Source organism: Pseudomonas rhizoryzae, from assembly GCF_005250615.1.
GTDB lineage: Bacteria > Pseudomonadota > Gammaproteobacteria > Pseudomonadales > Pseudomonadaceae > Chryseomonas > Chryseomonas rhizoryzae.
This window is the reverse complement of record NZ_SULM01000001.1, coordinates 441777-462410: the sequence shown is the minus strand read 5'-3', so window position 1 is coordinate 462410 and position 20634 is coordinate 441777. Positions and strand designations below refer to the sequence as shown.

Annotated in this window: 16 protein-coding genes; 6 read left to right on the top strand and 10 right to left on the bottom strand. The window is 67.0% G+C overall.

What is annotated here, in order from left to right:
* Positions 1-24: 24 nt before the first annotated feature.
* From FAZ11_RS02025 to FAZ11_RS02015, 3 genes are read left to right on the top strand one after another with little or no spacing between them, the layout of a single operon-like run.
* Positions 25-1044, top strand: coding sequence for an alpha-ketoacid dehydrogenase subunit beta (locus FAZ11_RS02025; RefSeq protein ID WP_058772937.1), 1020 nt, complete (start codon positions 25-27; stop codon positions 1042-1044).
* On the top strand, positions 1041-2162 hold the full coding sequence (locus FAZ11_RS02020) for an acetoin dehydrogenase dihydrolipoyllysine-residue acetyltransferase subunit (RefSeq protein WP_058772938.1): 1122 nt from the start codon (positions 1041-1043) through the stop codon (positions 2160-2162). The genes FAZ11_RS02025 and FAZ11_RS02020 overlap by 4 nt, the downstream gene beginning before the upstream one ends.
* 12 nt (positions 2163-2174) lie before the next feature.
* Positions 2175-3239 carry a 2,3-butanediol dehydrogenase gene (locus FAZ11_RS02015; RefSeq protein ID WP_058772939.1) on the top strand — a complete coding sequence of 355 codons (1065 nt, stop codon included), beginning with the start codon at positions 2175-2177 and terminating at the stop codon, positions 3237-3239.
* Between the two features lie 50 nt (positions 3240-3289).
* Here the strand turns inward: FAZ11_RS02015 and FAZ11_RS02010 are convergent, their stop codons facing one another.
* From FAZ11_RS02010 to FAZ11_RS02000, 3 genes are all read right to left on the bottom strand, one after another.
* Complete coding sequence (locus FAZ11_RS02010) at positions 3290-3868, bottom strand: glutathione S-transferase family protein (protein WP_058772940.1); 579 nt, start codon at positions 3866-3868, stop codon at positions 3290-3292.
* Between the two features lie 61 nt (positions 3869-3929).
* Positions 3930-4892 (bottom strand): N5-glutamine methyltransferase family protein, encoded by a 963-nt coding sequence (locus FAZ11_RS02005; RefSeq protein WP_058773004.1) that lies wholly within the window; start codon positions 4890-4892, stop codon positions 3930-3932.
* Positions 4893-4962: 70 nt separating this feature from the next.
* Positions 4963-6435 carry an iron-containing redox enzyme family protein gene (locus FAZ11_RS02000; protein WP_058772941.1) on the bottom strand — a complete coding sequence of 491 codons (1473 nt, stop codon included), beginning with the start codon at positions 6433-6435 and terminating at the stop codon, positions 4963-4965.
* A 598-nt stretch (positions 6436-7033) separates the two neighbouring features.
* Between FAZ11_RS02000 and FAZ11_RS01990 the strand changes: the two genes are divergently transcribed.
* Positions 7034-10129, top strand: coding sequence for a hybrid sensor histidine kinase/response regulator (locus FAZ11_RS01990; protein WP_137279447.1), 3096 nt, complete (start codon positions 7034-7036; stop codon positions 10127-10129).
* Between the two features lie 15 nt (positions 10130-10144).
* Here FAZ11_RS01990 and FAZ11_RS01985 read toward each other — a convergent pair whose 3' ends face one another.
* From FAZ11_RS01985 to FAZ11_RS01975, 3 genes are all read right to left on the bottom strand, one after another.
* Entirely contained in the window at positions 10145-11461 is a 1317-nt protein-coding gene (locus tag FAZ11_RS01985) for an APC family permease (protein ID WP_058762616.1), read from the bottom strand.
* Positions 11462-11736: 275 nt separating this feature from the next.
* Positions 11737-12669, bottom strand: a complete 933-nt coding sequence (locus tag FAZ11_RS01980) for a SphA family protein (protein ID WP_167497003.1) — start codon at positions 12667-12669, stop codon at positions 11737-11739.
* A gap of 95 nt (positions 12670-12764) precedes the next feature.
* Complete coding sequence (locus FAZ11_RS01975; RefSeq protein ID WP_137279446.1) at positions 12765-13757, bottom strand: helix-turn-helix transcriptional regulator; 993 nt, start codon at positions 13755-13757, stop codon at positions 12765-12767.
* A gap of 276 nt (positions 13758-14033) precedes the next feature.
* Between FAZ11_RS01975 and FAZ11_RS01970 the strand changes: the two genes are divergently transcribed.
* Entirely contained in the window at positions 14034-14999 is a 966-nt protein-coding gene (locus FAZ11_RS01970) for an alpha/beta hydrolase (protein ID WP_137279445.1), read from the top strand.
* Between the two features lie 12 nt (positions 15000-15011).
* Here the strand turns inward: FAZ11_RS01970 and FAZ11_RS01965 are convergent, their stop codons facing one another.
* From FAZ11_RS01965 to FAZ11_RS01950, 4 genes are all read right to left on the bottom strand, one after another.
* Positions 15012-16181 carry a D-alanyl-D-alanine carboxypeptidase family protein gene (locus FAZ11_RS01965; protein ID WP_420849687.1) on the bottom strand — a complete coding sequence of 390 codons (1170 nt, stop codon included), beginning with the start codon at positions 16179-16181 and terminating at the stop codon, positions 15012-15014.
* A 274-nt stretch (positions 16182-16455) separates the two neighbouring features.
* Positions 16456-17364 (bottom strand): tetratricopeptide repeat protein, encoded by a 909-nt coding sequence (locus tag FAZ11_RS01960; protein ID WP_137279444.1) that lies wholly within the window; start codon positions 17362-17364, stop codon positions 16456-16458.
* 228 nt (positions 17365-17592) lie between these two features.
* On the bottom strand, positions 17593-18966 hold the full coding sequence (locus tag FAZ11_RS01955; protein WP_137279443.1) for a sensor histidine kinase: 1374 nt from the start codon (positions 18964-18966) through the stop codon (positions 17593-17595).
* Entirely contained in the window at positions 18944-19621 is a 678-nt protein-coding gene (locus tag FAZ11_RS01950) for a response regulator transcription factor (protein WP_058789856.1), read from the bottom strand. Before FAZ11_RS01950 ends, FAZ11_RS01955 begins: the two co-directional genes overlap by 23 nt.
* A gap of 139 nt (positions 19622-19760) precedes the next feature.
* Between FAZ11_RS01950 and FAZ11_RS01945 the strand changes: the two genes are divergently transcribed.
* On the top strand, positions 19761-20555 hold the full coding sequence (locus FAZ11_RS01945) for a substrate-binding domain-containing protein (protein WP_081323590.1): 795 nt from the start codon (positions 19761-19763) through the stop codon (positions 20553-20555).
* Positions 20556-20634 lie beyond the last annotated feature (79 nt).

Here is a 20634-nt window from a genome sequence, read left to right as displayed (position 1 = left end):
CGGAAAACAACAAGGAGCGCCACCATGGCCAGAAAGATCAGCTACCAGCAAGCCATCAACGAAGCCCTGGAACAGGAGATGCGCCGCGATCCCACCGTCTTCCTCATGGGCGAGGACAACGCCGGCGGCGCCGGGGCGCCCGGCGAACAGGACGCCTGGGGCGGCGTGCTCGGCGTCACCAAGGGTCTCTACCACAAGTTTCCCGGCCGGGTACTGGACACCCCGCTGTCCGAGATCGGCTACGTCGGCGCGGCGGTAGGCGCCGCGGCCCGTGGCACCCGGCCGGTGTGCGAACTGATGTTCGTCGACTTCGCCGGCTGCTGCCTGGACCAGATCCTCAACCAGGCGGCGAAATTCCGCTACATGTTCGGCGGCAAGGCGGTCACCCCGCTGGTGCTGCGCACCATGGTCGGTGCGGGCCTCAGGGCTGCGGCGCAGCACTCGCAGATGCTCACCGCCTGGTGGACCCATATCCCCGGCCTCAAGGTGGTCTGCCCGGCCACCCCCTACGACGCCAAGGGGCTGCTGATCCAGGCCATCCGCGACAACGACCCGGTGATCTTCTGCGAGCACAAGCTGCTCTACGGGATGCAGGGCGAGGTGCCCGAGGAGTCCTATGCCATCCCCTTCGGCGAGGCCAGCTTCCTGCGCGAGGGCGACGACGTCAGCCTCATCACCTATGGCCGCATGGTGCACCTGGCCATGGACGCCGCCGCCAACCTGGCGCGCCAGGGCATCTCCTGCGAGGTGCTCGACCTGCGCACCACCAGCCCGCTGGATAGCGACAGCATCCTGGAAAGCGTGGAGAAGACTGGCCGCGCGGTGGTCATCGACGAGGCCAATCCGCGCTGCTCGGTAGCCACCGACATCGCCGCCCTGCTCGCCGAACAGGCCTTCGACGACCTGCGCGCCCCGGTGCAGCTGGTGACCGCGCCCCATACGCCGGTGCCCTTCTCCGATGCCCTGGAAGACCTCTATATCCCCGACGCGGTCAAGATCGAGCGCGCCGTGCTGAAGATCACCCAAGGGAGGCAGGCCGCATGAGCCAGATCCATACCCTGACCATGCCTAAGTGGGGCCTTTCCATGAGCGAGGGTCGGGTCAACGCCTGGCTCAAGGCCGAGGGCGACAGCATCGCCAAGGGCGACGAGGTGCTCGACGTCGAGACCGACAAGATCAGCAGCAGCGTCGAGGCGCCCTTCTCCGGCGTCCTGCGGCGATGCCTGGCGCGGGAGGACGAGACCCTCGCCGTGGGCGCCCTGCTGGCCATCGTGGTGGAAGGCGAAGCCAGCGAGGCCGAGATCGACGCCGTGATCGCCCGCTTCGAGGAAGACTTCGTACCGGGTGGCGAAGACGCCGCCGAGGCCGGTCCCCAGGCCCAGCGCATCGAACTCGACGGCCGGCCGCTGCGCTATCTGGAACGCGGTGAAGGTGGCCTGCCGCTGGTGCTGATCCATGGTTTCTCCGGCGATCTGGACAACTGGCTGTTCAACCACGAGGCCCTGGCCACCGAGCGCCGGGTGATCACCCTGGACCTGCCCGGCCATGGGCAGTCCGGCAAGACGCTGGCCACCGGAGACCTCCCCGAGTTAGGCGCCGCGGTGCTCGGCCTGCTGGATCATCTGGACATCCCCCGCGCCGTGCTGGTCGGCCATTCCATGGGCGGCGCCGTGGCGCTGCACCTGGCGCAGGTGGCGCCGCAGCGGGTCGCCGGCCTGGTGCTGATCGGCAGCGCCGGCCTGGGTGCGGAGATCAACGGCGACTACCTGCAAGGCTTCGTCGCCGCCACCAGCCGCAACCAGCTCAAGGGGCCGGTCAGCCTGCTGTTCAGCGATCCCGGCCTGGTCACCCGACCGCTGCTGGAAGACCTGCTCAAGTACAAGCGGCTGGAAGGCGTGGACGCGGCGCTGCACCAGCTGGCCGGCAACCTCTTCCCCGGCGGTCGCCAGGCGCAGGTGCTACGCGACGTCCTGAGCGGGGATATCCCCGCCCTGCTGATCTGGGGCAAGGCCGACGCCATCATTCCGGCCGAGCATGCCGAAGGCCTGCCCGAAGCGGTCCAGGTCGAGATCCTGGAGGGCCAGGGCCACATGGTGCAGATGGAAGCCGCCGACCGGGTCAACGCCCTGATCCAGGCCTTTCTGCCCCGCTGCCAACGCTAGAGGAGTCTCATCATGAAAGCTGCTCGTTTCCATGCCGCCCGCGATATCCGGGTGGAAGACGTCCCGCCGCCCGGCGCGCCGGGTCCGAGCCAGGTGCTGGTGAAAAACCAGTTCTGCGGCATCTGCGGTACCGATCTGCACGAGTATGTCGGCGGCCCCATCTTCATCCCCACCGAACCCCATAGCTATACCGGCGGCCAGGTGCCCCAGATCCTCGGCCACGAGTATTCCGGCGTGGTGGAGGCCGTGGGCAGCCAGGTGACCTCCGTCAAGCCCGGCGACCGGGTGTCCATCCAGCCCATGGTCTCGCCGCGGGACGACTATTACGGCCGCCGCGGCCAGTACCAGCTCAGCGAGCAGCTGGCGATCATCGGCCTGTCGCATCCTTGGGGCGGCATGGCCGAATACTCCCTGGTGGAGGACTACAACGCCATCCCCATGCCGGACGACCTCAGCACCGAACATGCGGCGCTGATCGAGCCCACGGCGGTCGCCGTCTACGCCACCCACAGGGGCGGAGTGAAACCCGGCGACAGCGTGCTGGTGGCCGGTGCCGGACCCATCGGCCAGTTGCAGGTGCTGGCCGCCCGCGCCGCCGGGGCGACCCGCATCTTCCTGGTGGATCTCAACGACAACCGCCTGGAAATGGCCCATCGCCTGGTGGACGGCCTTATCACCCTGAATCCCGGCAGCAGCGACGTGCTGCGCGAGGTGCGCGCCCACACCGCCGGTGGCGTGGGGGTGGATGTGGCCTTCGAATGCGTGGGCGCCGAGGCGCCGCTGGGGCTATGCCTGGAGGCTGTGCGCCGCCAGGGCGTGGTGGTCCAGGTGGGGATGCAGGGCAAGCCGCCAGCGCTGGATGGCTTCACCCTCACCTACAAGGACGTCGACCTGCGCGGTTCCTGGTGCTACTCGACGCTGATGTGGCCCCAGGTAGCCGCGCTCATCGCCAGCGGGCAGCTACCGGCGGAGAAGGTCGTCACCCGCCATATCGCCCTGGACGAGGTGGTGGAACAGGGCTTCGACGCGCTGCTCGACAAGGGCGGGACCCAACTGAAGATCCTCATTGAGCTCTAGGGCTTTCCCACGCGGCCGGCGGGGGCCGCCGCGTGGGGCTTTTCACTGACTTACTGGAAGGTCGTCGCGGTGAAACTGGGTCGCGCCGTGAGGCGCTGATGGAAGGCCACTAGCCGCGCGCGAGCGGACCAGTCGATTTCCGGCAGGCGGAAGTTCAGATAGTCCAGGCCGACTGCTGCCAGGTAATGGCCGAAGTCCAGGCGCTCCTCGTCCAGCGTTGCGGTTGCCTCCAGGCGCTCCAGGAGCCGGTCGATGGCCGCCAGCCGACGGGCACCCAGCACCGAGTCATCCTGGGCCGCGCCGCCATGCTTACGCCCGATCACGGTAGCGAAGGTGGCGTCGATCAGGCCCTGCCCCAGGCCGGCCAGTTGCAGTCGCTCGGCCGCCAGCGCACTGCCGCCCGCCAGCTGGTGCAGATGGAGGCAGATCAGCAGGGTTTCGCTGAGGGCGATGCCCTCGTCGGTGATCAACACGGGCACCTTGTTCGCCGGGTTGGCCGCCAGCAGTCGCGCGTCCTCGTTCCAAGGGTCGCTCCACACCAGCTCCAGGCGCGCGCCGAAACCGGCTTCCAGGGCGGTGACACGCGCGGCGCGGGCGTAGGGCGAGGTCTGGTTCAGCAGCAGTTGCATGGCAGGCTCCTAGGCTAGACGAAGAGGTTCCGCCCGCCAGTGTAGCGCTCCTTGAGTGACGTCAGTTCGGTCGTGTCACCGTCAAGACGACCGCCGCGATGCGGTCGGTATGGGCGTAGACGCCCGCCTCCAGCTCTTCGCCAAAAACGTCCGGGTCCAGCTCACGATAGCGCCAGGCGAAGGCGCTATCGGCCAGGCGCGTCTGGACCTCCGCCAGAAAGGGATCGCGCCCCTCGACCATGGCCACCCCGGTGTAGAGCAACAGGGTGCCGCCCGGCGCCAGCCGCTCCAGCGCGGTCTCCAGGATCGCAAGTGATAGCCCGGCACCCAGCGGGCCGCCGCCATGGCGATAAGCACGCTCGCCCGGGTCGACCAGATAGGGCGGATTGGAGAGGATGAAGTCGAAGTCGCCATCCACGTCCTTGAGCAGATCGCTGTAGCCCGCCCTGACGTTGGCGGCCCCGGCCAGCTCGGCGTTGATCCGGGTCAGGGCCAGGGCGCGCTCGTTGATGTCCACCGCCAGCACCTCGGCGTCGGGCCGCGCCAGGGCCACCAGGATGGCGCCGGGGCCGGCGCCGCTGCCGATGTCCACCGCCCGGCGGATGGCACCGGTGTCATGGCGCAGCTGGGCTTCCAGGGCGTTGGCATAGCGGTAGGTGTCGGGGCCGAAGAACACCGCATCGGTCTCGTCGGTGGGATAGGCGGAATGCACGAACAGCTGGTCAGCCAGACTGGATATCCGCACCCGGCTGCGCCAGCCGCCGGGCACAGGGGTCAGCAGCTCGGCCGCCGCCAGGGCCTCGATGAGGGCTTCCGGCAGCAGCTCGGCGGAGAACGGCCGACTCCAGCCGAAGATCCCTTGCAGGTCCCGCGCCCAGGCATTGCCGGGACGGGCGTTGACCCGCGCATGGGACGCGGGGGTCGGGGTGATGAACTGATAGTCCGCTGCACGCAGCGTTTCGATCAGCAGTTTCAGCGCCGCGGCGGGATCGGGGGTAGCAGCGGTACGTTCGGGATATTCCATGGCCGTCACGGGCAGATCCTTGAATGGCAATCGAAATGAAAAAGGACCCTCGCGGGTCCTGTATTGGGTCTTAGCCAAGCAGGTCGACGAATAGCCGCGTCGCCAGCAGGCCGGCGCGGCTGTGGTGACGGGCTGGCGACAGCTGCTCGACCAGCAGAGCCATGGCAGCGGCACGACTGGGCTGGCTGGCCAGGCGTTGCTGCAGGGCCGCCTCGTCCCTATCGCAGTCACTCGCCTGGGCGCTCGCGGCGTTGGCCGCCATGCCCTGCTCCGTCGCCAGCGCCGGACACAGCCGTTCCTGCTGCCGCTGGCGGGCACGAAAGCTGATCTCGCGGCGCGGCACTACCGCGACGCGCTCGGCAGCGGTGCGCTGCTTGGCGCCGCTATGGATGAAGTCACCGGCGATCCAGTCATGGATCAGCTGCTGCTCATAGGCGGTGAAAACGCCGAACATCTCCGCGCGCTCGCCCTGAATCAGGCGCCAGAAGCGGCTGTTGGTGGGGTCTTGGTGACGCTTGATCCAGCCCTGCTCCTGCATCACCTGGAGGAAGTCGGGGATCTGCGCCGGATCGCCTAGCCAGTCGCTGACGCTGCGCCCGCCAATCCGGCAGTAATCGGAGTGCACGTAGCGGCCGACGCTGCTCTTTTCCGCCAGGACCTCGATCACCGCCTGCTCCAGATCGAAGCTTTCGATCACCGATGTAGTGCTGGCACCCAGTTCGTTGAGCAGGTAACCCTGCACCACTCGCCGATAGAAGGCTGCGCGGCCGTCGGCCGGCATGGCGTCGTGCACCGCCTGCAGCGCCTTGCGCGCATGGCCGGTGCCGGCGTTATCCACCGTTACGTGCAGGGTGAAGTAGTAGGGATCGATGCCTAGCTCGTTGAGTTCGTAGGCCGTGATCAACAGGTGCAGCGGCAGTTGCTCGTAACCCAGGTTGAAGCCGAGCACCTCGGGCAGGTAGCGATCAGCGTGGTGGGCCAGCGCCAGTTGGATGGCACCCTGCACATAGTGATCGTCGCTCAGTGGCGACAGGTCCTCGCAGCCGTGGTTGGCCAGCAGCTTGCGATAGAGCACCACGTGATTCTTGTCCGGCTGGCCATCGCCCAGCTCTTCCAGGTAGATCTGGATGGCCGCGCGATAGCGTAGGTCGTCCCAGTGGGCGAGCGTGCCATAGAGCCAGGCACCATCCACCAGCTTGGTGGGTGCGACGCCCCTCAGGAAGTACAGCGCCTGGGCCTTGCTGCCGAAGTAACGCCGCGGGGCACCGGCCTTGCGCGCGGCCAGGTAGTCGCGGTACTGGGCGCCGACCCGAGCGGTGTTCTCCAGCATCCAGGCTTCCAGGCTCTCGGGGTCTTCCGGCAGATCGGCCGCGAGAGGACTCACGAGCTGCAACTGATCGGCGAGGTAGTGGCCTGCCCGCTCCCGTGCGGCGGCGCTGGGCTGAGGTACCAGCAACTCGGCGTAGAGCGACTTGGCAGGCTCGAAGGTGACGGGCGTGGGCGCCTGGTACTGGCCGGTAACGGCTCTTGTAGTGGTCTGCATAAGGGGCACATCTGGCAGCTGATGATCACAGCGTTCGGCCCAGCGGACCGGGCTTGGTTCCACCCTGGCGCCCGCGCCCACCGGGACCGTCCCGCTTGCGGACGTCAACGCCGAGGGACTCCCGGAGGTACCACTCGTCGGCGGCCGAAACCGGGAACTGCCGCCAGGCGCGACACCTCGTGGGCCGCCGCGGTGCTCTGATGGGCACCGGCGGAGATCTGGATCGATAGGTCGCGAAGGCTCACCAGGTTGAGATCCATCGAACGGGCGACCTGCCCCTGTTCCTCCGCAGCGATGTCGATGAGGAAGTTGATCTCGGTGATCGAGCGATCCCCGCCAGCACCGTCCCGGGGTCGCGGGTGATCTTCAGGGTGGCGTTCGCGTCGTCGCGACTGCGCTGCCTGGCCTGCATGGCGCCTTCCAAAGTGGCGTTGAACCGCCCATTCATCGCCGATGAACGGGCGCTTCGTTTACAGTCGCAACCTAGAGCGGGCGCGGGCTCCAGGGGTATTTACCGCTCTCGCGAAGGCAACGTTTTTTCGACGAACGACCCTTGGGTATCCGGCTAGAATCCAAACTTTCCGCCACTGAGGCCGACATGTCGCCGTCGACCAATCCCCCCGCGCGCCTGATCCCTCTGCGCAACCGCCTGCTGGCGATCGCCTTCGCCGGGATCGTTCCCCTGGCCCTGGTCGCCGGGCTGGGCCTTTGGCTGCTGGTGCATCATCAGCAACACGAAGCCGAACAACGAGCGCTGGAGTCCAGCCGCCAGGCGGCCACCACCATCGAAAGCGAATTGCGCCGCGCCGTGACCATCCTGCAGGCGCTCGCCCAGTCGCCCTTGCTGCTGGCCGGGAACCTGGACGATTTCGCCACCCTGGTCGGGCGGGTACTGCCGCTGGTACCGGGTTGGCGGACGATCTTGCTCGCCACGCCCGATGGGCAGATCGTGCGACGGATGTCCACCCAGGGGCAGGCGCCGGGCGGTCCCCTGGCCGAACCGGCGAGTTTCGCCGAGGTGATCGCCCAGCGCCGGCCGGTGGTCGGGCAACTGGCCAAAGGCCCTACCGGGCTGCTGGCCTTTCCGGTTCGGGTACCGGTACTGCGCAACGGCCAGGTGAGCTTCGTGCTGACCGCCGTGATGACGCCGGACAGCATCCGTGCGGCGCGCCTGACCCGCACCCTGCCCGAGCACTGGGTCGGCTCGGTGTTCGATCGCAATGGCTTGCGGATCGCCCGTACCACGTTGCACGAGGAAACCCTGGGCAAACCGGCCCTGCCAGAACTGGCCAAGCTGCTGGCGCAACCCGGCGATGAAGGCATCGGCGTGGCCCAGGCCCGTGAAGGTCAAGAGGTCTACGCGGCCTTCGTCCGCCTGCCCGAGTCCGGTTGGACGGTTACCACCGGCATTCCCACCGCCGAGATGTCGGCGGCGGCCACCCGCTCCTTCGCCCTCTACGGCGGCGGCCTGATCCTTTCGGTGGCCTTCGCCTGGACGGTCGCCCTGGTCCTGTCGCGACGCATCAGCCGGCCGGTGCAGGCGCTCCAGGAAGCGGCCCAGGCCTTCGGCCAGCGGCAGCAACCGGTACTGCCGACCAGCGATGTGCTGGAGATCCAACAGGTAGGCGAGGCACTGCTGGCCGCGGCCGAAGCGCGCCGCCTCACCGAAGAAGAGCGTGACGACTACCTGCACGGCCTACAGCGGAGCCAGGAGGAGCTGAGGCTCCAGGTCGCCGACCTGGAGATCCTGCAACGCTTGAATCACCGGCTGCTACAACTGCCGTCCCTGCCGCAACAGCTGCAGGAGATCCTCGAGGTGCTCTGCCGCTTCCACCAGACGCCCTTCGGCTGCCTGTCGCTACTGGACGACGCCCAGCAGGCCCAGCTGTATTTCGCCGCCGGTTTCTCGGCCGAGGCCCGGGAGCGGCTAGCTGCCCTCAGGCCCGAGGAAAGCGCCTGCGACGTCGCCATCCGCACCCATGACCGCGTCCTGGTCGGTGATCTCGGAACCTCGGCGGACTTCGCCGCACTGGCCGCCATCGGCCGAGGCGAAGGCTTCGCCGCCCTGCATGCCGTGCCCTTGCGCAGCACCCTGCACGGCACTCTCGGCGCCGTGACGATCCAGTTGCCGGAGCCGCGCGAACCCACGGCACGGGAGCAACGCCTGGCCGATCTCTGCGCCTCCAAGGCGGTGCTGGTGATCGACCGGGCCCGTATCCAGGAGGCGGCGCTGCGCTCGCAACGGCGCCTGCACGTGGCGCTGGAAAGTTCGCTGGTGTGCTTCGGTATCGCCGTGCCCAAGGCCGAAGGGGCCTTCGCCTGGGACTATCTCAACCCCATCGGCGCGACGACGCTGGGGGTGACGGCGAATGCCCGGCCCGAGGCGACCGCCACGCTGGAGTGGGCCAGCGCCCGTATCCTCCAGCTCTGCCAGGAGCACAGCGGCAGCGAAGGCGCCTGGTCGGCGGAATTGCAGGGGCCGGATGCCGCCGGCGCCCGGCACTGGCTGGAGGTCAGCGCGACGCCCTTCGATGGCAACGTCGCGGTCTGGTTCCAGGACATCAGCGAGCGCAAGCACCAGGAAAAGCTGTTGCGCGACGCCGACCGGCAAAAGGACGAATTCCTCGCCGTCCTGGCCCACGAACTGCGCAATCCCCTGGCGCCCATTCGCCACGCGGCGGCGCTGATCGCCGCGCCGGAGGTCTCGCCCGCACAGCAGCAACGCAGTTGCCAGACCATCGAACGGCAGGTGGAGCGCATGGGCGCGCTGCTCAACGACCTGCTGGATATCTCCCGCATCACCTTTGGCCGGATCACCCTGCACCACGCCTTCGTCACCCTGCAATCCGTGCTCGACTCGGCGGCCGACGCGGCGCAGGTGCTGATGCAGGACAAGGGCCATGCCTTCGAGCTGCACCTGCCCACGGCGCCGCTCTGGCTGTATGCCGACCCCTTACGCCTGGAGCAGATCTTCCTCAATCTGCTGGGCAATGCGGCCCGCTATACACCACCGGGCGGGCGGATCGCCCTGACCGTGGAGGCGGCGGACGACGAGGTACGGGTGGTGATCACCGACAACGGCATCGGCATCGCGGCGGATCGCCTGGATGCGCTGTTCCAGATGTTCGGCCAGATCGATCCGCGCCAGGCGGAACGCGCGGCGGGACTGGGCATCGGCCTGGCGCTGTCGCGCGAGCTGGCGCGGCTGCAGGGGGGCGACATCACAGCGCAAAGCGCGGGACTCGGCCTGGGCAGCCGTTTCACCGTGACCCTGCCGATCACCGTCGCGCCGCCGGCGACCCTGCCCGAGGTGCCCGCAGCGGCAACGGCGGTAGCGGCCCAGCGGCGCATCCTGGTGGCGGACGATAACCCGGACATCGCCGATACCATCGCTGAATTGCTGGAGCTGGACGGCCACCAGGTACGGATCGCCTATGACGGCCAACAAGCCCTGGAGGCCTTCCACAGCTACGGTCCCGACATCGTCATCTCCGATATCGGCATGCCGGGCCTGACTGGTTATCAACTGGCGCGGGCGATCCGCCAGACCACCACGGGCCGGGCGATCAAGCTGATCGCCATGACCGGCTGGGGCCAGCCCCAGGACCAGGCCGAAGCCCTGGCGGCCGGCTTCGATCATCACCTGACCAAACCCGCCGACATGAAGACCCTCTATGAACTGGTCGCCTCCTGACGCCGGCCGGGCGCCTCAGGCCTCGGCCGGGCGCGTCCCGGCCAGCCGGGTCAGCCCATAGAGCACCCCGCCCACCAGCAACATCAGCCCGGCGCGCAGCCAGGTCGCCCCGCCCTGCTGGGCCACCAGCAGCGCGCAGGAAGCCAAGGCCAGCACCGGAAAGATCCAGTGCACCCGGAAGTGCGGGTGGTCCACACTCTCGCGCTTGAGCACCAGCACCGCCAGGTTGGTGCTGATGAACACCACCAGCAGGAGCAGCACCACGGTTTCGGCCAGCACGTCCAGGGTGCTGGTGAAGCTCAGGGCGATGGCCACGGCGGTGGTGGCGAGGATGGCCACGCCAGGCGTACGGCGCCGCGGCAGCACCCAGCCGAGCACGCCGGGCAACAGGCCCTGGCGCGCCATGCCGTAGGCCAGGCGGCTGGCCATGATCAGGGTCAGCAGGGTGCCGTTGGCCACCGCGATCAGGGCGATGACGGCGAACAGGCGGGTCGGCACGCCCAGGCCCGAGGCGCCCAGCACATCCATCAACGGCGCCCCCGAGGTCTTGAGCTGGTCGAGGGGCAGCACCAACGCCGCCCCGGCGCCCACCAGCAGGTAGACGACACCGGCGATGAGCAAGGCGCCGAACAGCGCCCTTGGATAGACACGGCTGACATCGCGCACCTCTTCGGCCAGGTTGGCCGAGGTCTCGAAGCCGACGAAGGAATAGAAGGCCAGCAAGGCGGCGCTGAGGATGGCCAGGCTGGCCGAGGGTGCATCGACCTCCAGCAGTCGCGCCGGATCGCCCCGCCCCTGCAGCAGAAACCAGCCGGCGGCGACGATGACCAGCACCAGGCCGGACAATTCGATCAGCGTCAGCACCAGATTGACCGACAGCGACTCCTTGATCCCCCGGGCATTGAGCAGTCCCACCAGCAGCAGGAAGCCCAGGCAAACCCAGCCAGGCGACCAGGGCACCAGCGCCTGCAGATAACCCCCGGCGAAGGCCACTGCCAGCCCCGCGGCACTGGTGACGCCGGCGGCCAGCATCGAGAAGCCCACCAGGAAGGACAGCCAGGGCCGGCCGAAGGCACGCTCGGCGAACACCGCCGCCCCACCCGCCTTGGGATACTTGGTCACCAGTTCGGCGTAGGACGCCGCCGTGAGCAGGGCGAACAGCAAGGCGAGCAGCAACGGCGCCCAGAGCGCGCCCCCGACGCGGCCGGCAATGGTACCCGCCAGGGCATAGACGCCGGCGCCGAGCACGTCGCCGAGAATGAAGAACAGCAGCATGGGCAGGGTGATGGCGCGTTTGAGCGTCGCGGGGGCGGTCGAGGATTCCTGGGCCATGCCGGCAGAGCTCCTGAGAGGACGGAGGGGCGATTCGACGGCGCACAGCCGTCGCCTGCTTCCGTAGAGATTCGGCCCAGCAGGCGGGTTCCAGGCCCGGCCAGCACCGCGGTCGACGCCCGCAAGCCTGAGCGAGACGGCGTCAGTCCTGGGCGTTGCCGCTTGGTCCGCTCTGCTTCGCGGCCTCGTGCTACCCCTGCGGCTTCGTTGCCGCGCCGGGCATCCGTCCCCCTCCTCCCTTCACGAGTCGATGAGTGGCAGCGTCCCGCCTGGGCCTAGAAGCTCACCCCGAGCTTGAGGGCGACGGTATAGCCCTCCGCCCGATTGCGCGCGTCGAATTCCTTGTAGGCGTGCAACCAGATCGCCGGCAGCCCGGAGCGGGGTTGGAAGAAGCTCACCGCCGGCCCCAACGCCACCACCCGGGCGCGATTGCCGCGGGTCAGGCCGGGGGCGTCGTCATCGCTGAGCTGGCGGTAGTAGTAGCCGCCCAAGCCGACGGTCCAGTCGCCGAGGTGCTGGCCGACGGCGAATTCGTGACGATACTCCACCCCGCTGCGGTAGTCGGTAGCCGGATTGCGCGCATTGATGTCGACCTGGAAGCTGGACGACAGCTCCAGCCCGCGCGGGCTGATGTAGCTGGCATTGAGGATTGGCGAGAGCGTCCAGTGGTGGGTGCCGGGGCTGATCAGGCGATCCTTGTCGTAGTCGCCGGTGGGCGCCTGGATCGACAACTGGGTGTTGATGCCCACTCCCGGTGCCGGCCGCCAATCGAGGATCAGCGGAATCAGCTGCAGATCCGCCGGGCGAAACAGCTGGGCGCTGTCGCTGAACACCCGCTGGCCACCGGCGTTGACGCCGAGGTTGGCGTCCATGCGAAAGAACACCGACACGGCGCCGAAGCCGTAGCGCGCGCCCAGTAATTGCTGGTCGGTCATGCGCAGGTAGGCCAGGCCGATGGCCAGGACGTTGATGTCGAAGTCATTGCCATCGTCACGGCCGTGGCTGTCCTTGATCACCCGCGCCTGGTAGTCGCTGATGCGCATGCCCAGGGTGCCGAAGGGCGTCGACGGCGGCATGAAGCCGGCACCGAAATCCTGCACCCCGGCAGCGGTGGTCGGCATGCCCTTCTCGGTGGCGTGGGCGGTGGTGGCCAGCGCCGCGAGCGCCAGGATGGCGGCACGGGTCAGGATTCCAGGCGAGCGGGACATGGCAAGACTCCTCAAGACTTTCGAGCGAACGAGCGCGGCCGCACCGGGCGCGGTGGGCGCCCAGGGGTGGCGAAAGGGTCAGCGAAGGGGTGGGATCAGTCGGGCGCGGCCGCGACCTGTTGCGCGATCTGCGCCTTGCGATTGACGCCGAGCTTTTCGTAGATGCGCCTCAGGTGGTGGCGCACCGTGGCTGGCGCCATGCCCAGGGTGCGGGCGACTTCCTTGTAGGTCTGGCCGAGGGCGAAACACTGGGCCACTTCCAACTCGCGGGCGCTGAGGCGCTCCGCCGCGCTGCGCCGGCGGGCCTTGAGCAACAGCAGATCGCCCAGCGGCTGGGCGTCGAGTTGCAGGGTGCGGCCCTGGTAGCTGTCCTGGGGATCGCAGCCGACGGGCAGGCGATTGCCCTGCCAGCCCTGCCACTCCGCCGCCAGCAGGGCGGCGAAACCCGGCTCCATGGACAGCAACACGCCATAGCGGTCGCTTACCGCCAGGGCCAGTTCGTCGAAGCTGCCCTGGCTGTCCCTAAGCGTCGCCAGGGTGCGCAGGCAACTCTCCCGTTCGGCATGCAGCAGATGGGGCATCAGCCATTCGAGCAACTGGCATTCCAGCGGTGTGAAAGGGTTGCCTGGGTCCTGCCGGAACAGCGTCAGGTGCACGCCCAGGCGGGTCTGGTCGTCGGTCAGCACGATGCGCAGGCCATGGGCCAAGCCGTAGCGGCGCCCCAGGGCGGCCAGTGCCGGCGAGGCTTGCTCATCGTGACAATCGAATACCTGGCAACGGCCCTGCACCTGGTGCAAGTCGCCGAGGTCACGGTCCTGGGTCTTGAGGGCGTCCCATTCCCGGGTATAGGCACTGGGCAGGCCCAGCAGGAAGGCGCTGTGCGCCACCGGCACCCCGTCGCGCCAGGTGGAGTTGCCCCACCAGGCCTTGTCGAAGGCGACCAGGAGGTGCAACTGCTCAAGGGCCTGGGCGTGGAATTCAGTAATGGCCCCGCCGCGCAGACGGGACTGCAAGGCCAGGACGACCTGGCTGAAGCGTGCGACCACCGCGGCGGGCACACTGCAGGAAATGGCGGCTGACTGGGCCATGCTACCCCCTTTGTTTTGATTGTCTTGGGTAGAGCGCCGGCCCCCGAACGGGGCCTGGCTAGGGTCCGAGTCTACCGGAGCGCCACGGCCCGCCTATCGTTCAGATGCAGGATAGTCCCCTGAAGCCTGACCTTAAGCGCAACGGTCGTCCGTTAGCGGTGGTCTCACCCCAGACGCCATCGTTCATCTGATCGATAGACCGCCCGCAGGAGCTCCGGCGAGGCTGGCGGCGAACCGGCGTCGGCCTTGGCGCCCAGCTTACCCAGGAGAAGCCCCATGTCCGACGTCTTCGCGCGCCTCGATCCCCAGGTCGCCCACCTGCTGGCGCAACTGGCCGCGCAGCCGCAACCGCCGATCGAAAGCCTCACGCCCGAGCAGGCCCGCGCCGCCTATGTGCAGCTGAATCGCGCCCTGGGCCTGCCGCCGGCACCCATGGCACGCATCCAGGAACTGGCCGCACCGGGGCCGCTGGGCCCCATTCCCCTGCGCCTCTATCGACCCCAGGCCGAGGACGCCAGGCCCTCGCCGGTGGTGGTCTATCTGCACGGCGGTGGCTGGGTGATCGGCGACCTGGATAGCCACGACTCCCTCTGTCGCCAGATCGCCCTGGGTACGGATTGCGCGGTCCTGGCGGTGCACTACGCCCTCGCCCCCGAACATCCGGCGCCGGCCAGCCCCGACGACGTCCTGGCCGCCCTGCACTGGCTGGTCGAGGCCGGCGCGGCCTTCAATCTCGACACCCAGAGGGTCGCCGTGGCCGGCGACAGTGCCGGCGGTGGCCTCGCCGCCATGGCCGCCCTGCACCTGCGCGGGGGAGCGCTTAGACTCAGGGCCCAGGTGCTGATCTACCCCGGGGTGGACAACACTCCCGCCGCCTGGGACCACCCCTCTCGGGTCGAGAACGCCCAGGTGCCACCGCTGACCAGACCGCTGATGGACTACTTTTCCGGCATGTACCTCAAGGATGCGGACACCCTGGACCCGCGGGTATCGCCGCTCTATGCGCCCTCCCACGCCGGCTTGCCACCCGCGCTGATCTTCGGCGCCGAATGCGATGCCCTGCGCGACGACGCCCGCCTCTATGCCCAGGCCCTGATCAAGGCCGGCAACAGCGTCGAGTACCACGAGCTACCCGGCATGATCCACGGCTTCATCGAGATGCTCGGGGTACTGCCCAACGTGCGCTGGACCCTGGCGCGGATGAATGCCTTTCTGCGCGAACAACTGCACCGCGACGCCTGAGCCCGGCGCGGACTAGATCCGCCCCAGCCAGTGCAGCACCAACCGATAGAGGTGCTGCGGCCAGCGCGACCACCAACCGCCCTGCTCGGCGTCCGCCAGGGCCACCAGGGGTCGCGTCTGCAACACCCGCTCGCCATCCACCAGCTCCAGACGACCGACCACGTCTCCCTGGGTGATGGGCGCCACCAGCGGTTCGTTGATGACCAGACGCTGCTGCGGCGTGTGCTGGCCCTTGGGACGGGTCAGTACCACGTCCTGGGTCACGCCCACCGGCAGGGTCGAACGCGCGGCCTCCCACACCGCCGGGGTACCCAGGGCAACGCCGGCCGTATCAAAAGTCTGGTTCTCAAAGAAACGAAAGCCATAGGTGAGCAATTTCTGGGTATCGGCCGCCCTGTTGTTGAGCGAGGTGGAGCCGAACACCGCGGTGATCAGCCGGCGCCCGTCGCGTAGCGCCGAGGTCACCATGCAAAAGCCCGCGGCCTCGGTGTGGCCGGTCTTGAGTCCGTCCACGGTGTGATCGCGCCAGAGCAGCAGGTTGCGATTGGGCTGGCGGATGCCGTTCCAGGTGAAGTACTTCTTGGCATAGAGCTCGTAGTAGGCCGACTCGTCCTGGATGATGGCGCGGGCCAGCAGCGCCATGTCGTAGGGCGAGGAAAAATGCTCGGGATCGGGCAGCCCGGTGGGATTCATGAAGTGGGTATCGTGCAGGCCGAGGCGCTGGGCGGTGGCGTTCATCAGGCTGGCGAAACTCTCTTCGCTGCCGGCGATGTGCTCGGCCAGGGCCACGCTGGCGTCGTTGCCGGAGTCGATGACAATGCCCTGCAGGAGATCGTGCACCGACACCTGGCTGCGCGGATCGAGAAACATCCGCGAGCCTTGGGTACGCCAGGCGTTCTCGCTGACGGTGACCTGGTCATCCGCCTTGAGCCGCCCGGCCTGGATGTCGCGGGTCGCCACGTACACGGTCATCAGCTTGGTCAGGCTGGCCGGCGGCAGGTGCGCGTGGGAGTCCTCTTCGGCGATCACCTGGCCGGTGGTGGCGTCCACCAGCACCCAGGCCTTGGCCGACAGCTGGGGTGGCGAGGGAATCAGGGCATCGGCGATGGGCGCGGCGTCCACCTGGCCGAGCCAGGCGAGACCCAGGGCAGCGAGGCCCAGACAGAGCAAGGGGTGTTTCACGAGCGGCGAGTCCGGTTCAGCAGGAGGGCCCGCCACCCTAGGCAAGGCCCGGAAGGCTCGCAAATGAAGGAAAATGAAGAAAAATTTAGGAAACGTTTTGCTTCAGACTCAAGAAACGATTTTACCTGCGACTACTATCATCAATAGTCACCACAAGCGCATGACTCGACACCACAGCTAATTAGCATCAAAAAAGCAGCAGCTTTCGCAAAAACCTTATAACCATAAAAAAATAGAAGCCCGCGACAAAATGCGAGGCGCGCGCCTATAGTCACTACCTAACGATATAGGGATCAATCGAAAAGTTAACCTGAATTTCTTGTGATCGCCGCCCATTTGGCAGCACCAGAAATTCTTTCATTTCTATCCTTTCCATTACGCTCACAACTATCGAATCATGCAAAGCATTTCCGGAAGGCTCCTGCATCGTCACAACAGGATTGCTCACCCCCTCATCGAACCGCATCTTGAGCCGATACACTTTTTTCGGCCCATCCGTCTTCAGAACAGGCCTCAACTTCTCTCGATACTCGCCAGACACCAACCTTAACGAACTCTGTAGCCGTGCAACCCAAAGACCGTTATATCTAGCGGCCTGTTGCTCGCTCATTTTGACACCGCGAGCTCTGAGTAGCGTCACCACTTTCCAGGCGTCGTCTCCGTATCGCTTAGAATTTTCCAAGGCAATTGCCATAGCTTGAACTTCGTCCTGGCTTCCTCCTTTGCCATCCGCCAGATATTCAGCGTACTTGGCAGCGCCCTCTGGCCCACCAGCCTTATAAGACCTCTCATAAAGCGCTCTTGCTCCAGCCAAATCCACTGGCCCGCCTTTACCAGTCTCCAACATTGATGCTAGAAAGTTATAGGACTCAGGATGTGCATCACCTAATTTTTGAAACACAGAGCGTGCTTTGGCGTAATCTTGAGGCACCCCACGCCCCAATTCATACATTACGCCCAGCATAACCTGGCACATCTCATTTCCGCCTTTTGCCTTGCTTTTTACGTATGCGACTTGTTCAGAAGTAGGCGAAGTTTGATCCTTTACACCCCAGCATCTGAAGCCGTCGGCTGTTTTCTGACTCATACCAGACGGATCAGCCACTTCGGGTGGAGGCGTGTTACAAGCCGACAGGAGACTCAAGGGAAAAGCTAAAATGCTGACTGCCCAGATATTCTTCATCCTGATCGCTTCTCCCTATTGATCAATTGCGAAAGAGGGCTCTGCCTGCCCAATGATGCTAGACATGCTCGCCGGTGATGCCCTCAAACGTTCTCCTAGCACGCTTGCTAGCCGATCGTGGAAGGCTGCGATCACGCCTCGTAGGTAAGTGTCAACCTCACAGTTATCTGTGGATATTATCTCGGGTATGTCGCTGTTGGCAGTGTCGCAAGAATCTTAGGCGAGCCATCAGCACATAATGGCGATGACTACTCTGGCGCCCCCCTGCTCCGCCCCCTCGATACGCAGCTGGAAACCATGCAGCCGCACGATGGCCGCCACCAGCGACAGCCCCAGGCCATAGCCTGGCTGCTGGCGGCTGGCATCGCCGCGGCAGAGCCGCCGCAGCACGCTTTCGCGCTCGGCCTCGGGGATGCCGGGGCCGTCGTCGCTGACCTCGATGCGTACCCCGCCCGCGGCGCTCCGCGCCAGCAGGCGCACCTGGCCGCCCACGGGGGCGAACTTGATGGCGTTGTCCAGCAGGTTGACCAGCGCTTCGAACAGCAGCGAGGCATCGCCCTGGACGTCCGGCAGGTCCTCGGCCAGCTCCAGGGTCAGGGTCTGGGCCTTTTCCTGGGCCATGGGCTCGTAGAATTCATGGGCCTGGCGCAGCAGCGCGGCCAGGTCCAGCGAGGCGAAGGCCAGGCGTCGCCGGGTGTCCTCCAGTTCGGAGATGCGCAGCAGGCCCTGGAAGCGCGACATGATGGCCTCGGTCTCGGCCAGTGCCTCGCCCAGGCTGTCGGCCTGGGGCGCCGCCAGCGGCAGTTGCTGGAGTTGGTGCAGCCGCGCGCGCAGGCGGGTCAGCGGGGTGCGCAGGTCGTGGGCGATGCCGTCGCAGACGTCCTTCACCTCGTGCATCGAGCGCTCCAGCTGAGCCAGGGTGGTATTGACCGCATCGGCCAGCATGTCCAGTTCGTCGTGACGCTTGGACAGCGGCAGACGCTCGTCCAGATGGCCGGCGACGATGAGCTCCAGGCTGTCCTGCAGGCGCTCGACCCGGCGCAGCGGGCGCCGGCGCAACAGGTGCCAGCCGATCAAGCCCGGAATCAGGGTGAGCGACAGCCCCCAGAACAGCGCCTGGCCGATGATGCCGCCCACCGCCGAGATGGAGCCGCCGTCGCGGGCCAGCACCAGGATGCGCCCGTCCGCCCGGCGTTGCAGGAAGGCATGGCTACTGCGCGGCTCGTCCAGGGTATCGGCGGTCTTGAGGCCGCGTTGCAGGTAGTGCACCCGGCCATCGTCGGGCAGGCTGCGCAGGAGCTTTACCAGGCTGCCGGCCAGGTAGCGTCCGTCGGCCTCGAACAGCCCATAGGCATCGATGCCGGGAATCGAATAGACCTCGCTGGCCTGGAGTTCGCCCAGCAGATCGGCGTCGGCGACCTTGCGGTAGTAGTGGGCCCGCTGCAGCAGGGTGCGTTCCGCGACCTCGCCCAGGTAGGCGGAGATCTGCCAGTAGAGCACCCCGGTGAACACCGCGCCCCAGGCCGCGAAGAACAGCGCATAGAGGGCCAGCAAGCGACTGCTGCCTGAGCGCCAGCGCCTAGTCCGGGACGACGAGGACATAGCCGGCCCCACGCACGGTATGCACCAGCGGCTGCCCCGCCCTTTCGATCTTGCGTCTCAGCCGGCCCATGTGCACATCGATGATGTTGGTGCCCGGATCGAAGTGATAGCCCCAGACCTGCTCGAACAGCATGGTGCGGGTCACCAGTTGCCCGGCGTTGCGCATCAGGTAGGTGAGGATCTTGAATTCGGTGGGCAGCAAGGCGATGGCCTCGCCGGCGCGGGTCAGGGTGTTGTCGATGAGGTCCAGGGTCAGCTCGCCTACCTTCAGCTGGTGGCTGGCGGTCTGGGCGACCGGACGCCGCAGCAGCGCTTCCAGGCGCGCCACCATCTCCACCAGGGAAAAGGGCTTGGTCAGGTAGTCATCGCCACCGCACCTCAGGCCACGCACCCGCTCGTCGACATCGGACAGGGCGCTGAGCATCAGCACCGGGGTGGCGATGCCGAGGCCGCGCAGGGTACTGACGATGGTCAGGCCATCGAAGTCTGGCAGCATGCGGTCGAGGGTGATGATGTCGTGCCCGCCGGCGATGGCGGCGGCCAGGCCCTCGCGCCCGGTGCTTTCCCAGCGTACTTGGTAGTCTTGGGCCTGCAACTCGCTGGCAATGGAATGGGCGGTCACCGCGTCGTCTTCGATGACCAAAGCCTGGGTCATGCTGGCCTCCCGGTCTGGCGGACCGCACACCCTAGGGAAAACCGCCGGACCGGTAAACTAAATTTTTTTTCATCCGGCCTCACGCGCCAAGGTCGCGCGCGAGGTCTATCGTCCGTCTTTTCCATCGAGAGTCTCTGCCATGTTCCGACGTCTACCCGCCCTCGCCCTCGGCACCCTGCTGCTCGCCGCCGCCACGCCGCTGCTGGCCGCGCAACCCGCCACCACCCTCACGGTGCTGAGCTCGGGCGGCATCATGGGCGCCATCCGCGAAGCGGCCCCGGCCTATGAAAAGGCCACTGGCGTGAAGCTGGACATCGCCGCCGCGCCCTCCATGGGTGATACGCCCCAGGCCATCCCCAATCGCCTGGCGCGCCACGAGCCGGCCGACGTGGTGCTGATGGTGGGTTCGGCACTGGACAAGCTGATCGCCGAGGGCCAGGCGCTGAAGGACAGCCGCGTCGACCTCGGCCAATCCTTCATCGCCATGGCGGTCCGCCAGGGGGCGCCCAAGCCGGATATCTCGACCATGGACGCCTTCAAGCAGACCCTGGAAAACGCCCAGTCGGTGGCCTATTCCGATAGCGCCAGCGGCGTCTACCTGTCGCGCATCCTCTTTCCGCGCATGCAACTGAGTGACGCCTTCAAGGCCAAGGCGCGCATGATCCCCGCCGAGCCGGTGGGCGAAGTGGTGGCCCGTGGCGAGGCGCAGCTCGGCTTCCAGCAACTGAGCGAACTCAAGCCGGTGCAAGGCATCGACATCGTCGGCCTGATTCCCGACCAGGCGCAGAAGATGACCCTCTACTCCGGCGCCGTGGTCACCCATAGCCAGCATCCGGAAGCCGCCCGTGCCCTGCTCCAGTACCTGGCTTCCAAGGACGCCGCCAAGGCCATCGAGGACAGCGGTCTCAAGCCCATCCCCGCGCAGCAGCAATAAGGCAGCCCCACCGGCCGCCGTAGGTTGGGTTGAGCGCAGCGAAGCCCAATATTGGCTCGGCACGCAAGCAATGTTGGGC

What these genes read in the sequence shown, in the direction of transcription:
- FAZ11_RS02025 (WP_058772937.1), top strand. Translation starts at nt 25, where the DNA reads ATGGCCAGAAAGATCAGCTACCAGCAAGCCATCAACGAAGCCCTGGAA.
- FAZ11_RS02020 (WP_058772938.1), top strand. Translation starts at nt 1,041, where the DNA reads ATGAGCCAGATCCATACCCTGACCATGCCTAAGTGGGGCCTTTCCATG.
- FAZ11_RS02015 (WP_058772939.1), top strand. Translation starts at nt 2,175, where the DNA reads ATGAAAGCTGCTCGTTTCCATGCCGCCCGCGATATCCGGGTGGAAGAC.
- FAZ11_RS02010 (WP_058772940.1), bottom strand. Translation starts at nt 3,868, where the DNA reads ATGCAACTGCTGCTGAACCAGACCTCGCCCTACGCCCGCGCCGCGCGT.
- FAZ11_RS02005 (WP_058773004.1), bottom strand. Translation starts at nt 4,892, where the DNA reads ATGGAATATCCCGAACGTACCGCTGCTACCCCCGATCCCGCCGCGGCG.
- FAZ11_RS02000 (WP_058772941.1), bottom strand. Translation starts at nt 6,435, where the DNA reads ATGCAGACCACTACAAGAGCCGTTACCGGCCAGTACCAGGCGCCCACG.
- FAZ11_RS01990 (WP_137279447.1), top strand. Translation starts at nt 7,034, where the DNA reads ATGTCGCCGTCGACCAATCCCCCCGCGCGCCTGATCCCTCTGCGCAAC.
- FAZ11_RS01985 (WP_058762616.1), bottom strand. Translation starts at nt 11,461, where the DNA reads ATGGCCCAGGAATCCTCGACCGCCCCCGCGACGCTCAAACGCGCCATC.
- FAZ11_RS01980 (WP_167497003.1), bottom strand. Translation starts at nt 12,669, where the DNA reads ATGTCCCGCTCGCCTGGAATCCTGACCCGTGCCGCCATCCTGGCGCTC.
- FAZ11_RS01975 (WP_137279446.1), bottom strand. Translation starts at nt 13,757, where the DNA reads ATGGCCCAGTCAGCCGCCATTTCCTGCAGTGTGCCCGCCGCGGTGGTC.
- FAZ11_RS01970 (WP_137279445.1), top strand. Translation starts at nt 14,034, where the DNA reads ATGTCCGACGTCTTCGCGCGCCTCGATCCCCAGGTCGCCCACCTGCTG.
- FAZ11_RS01960 (WP_137279444.1), bottom strand. Translation starts at nt 17,364, where the DNA reads ATGAAGAATATCTGGGCAGTCAGCATTTTAGCTTTTCCCTTGAGTCTC.
- FAZ11_RS01955 (WP_137279443.1), bottom strand. Translation starts at nt 18,966, where the DNA reads ATGTCCTCGTCGTCCCGGACTAGGCGCTGGCGCTCAGGCAGCAGTCGC.
- FAZ11_RS01950 (WP_058789856.1), bottom strand. Translation starts at nt 19,621, where the DNA reads ATGACCCAGGCTTTGGTCATCGAAGACGACGCGGTGACCGCCCATTCC.
- FAZ11_RS01945 (WP_081323590.1), top strand. Translation starts at nt 19,761, where the DNA reads ATGTTCCGACGTCTACCCGCCCTCGCCCTCGGCACCCTGCTGCTCGCC.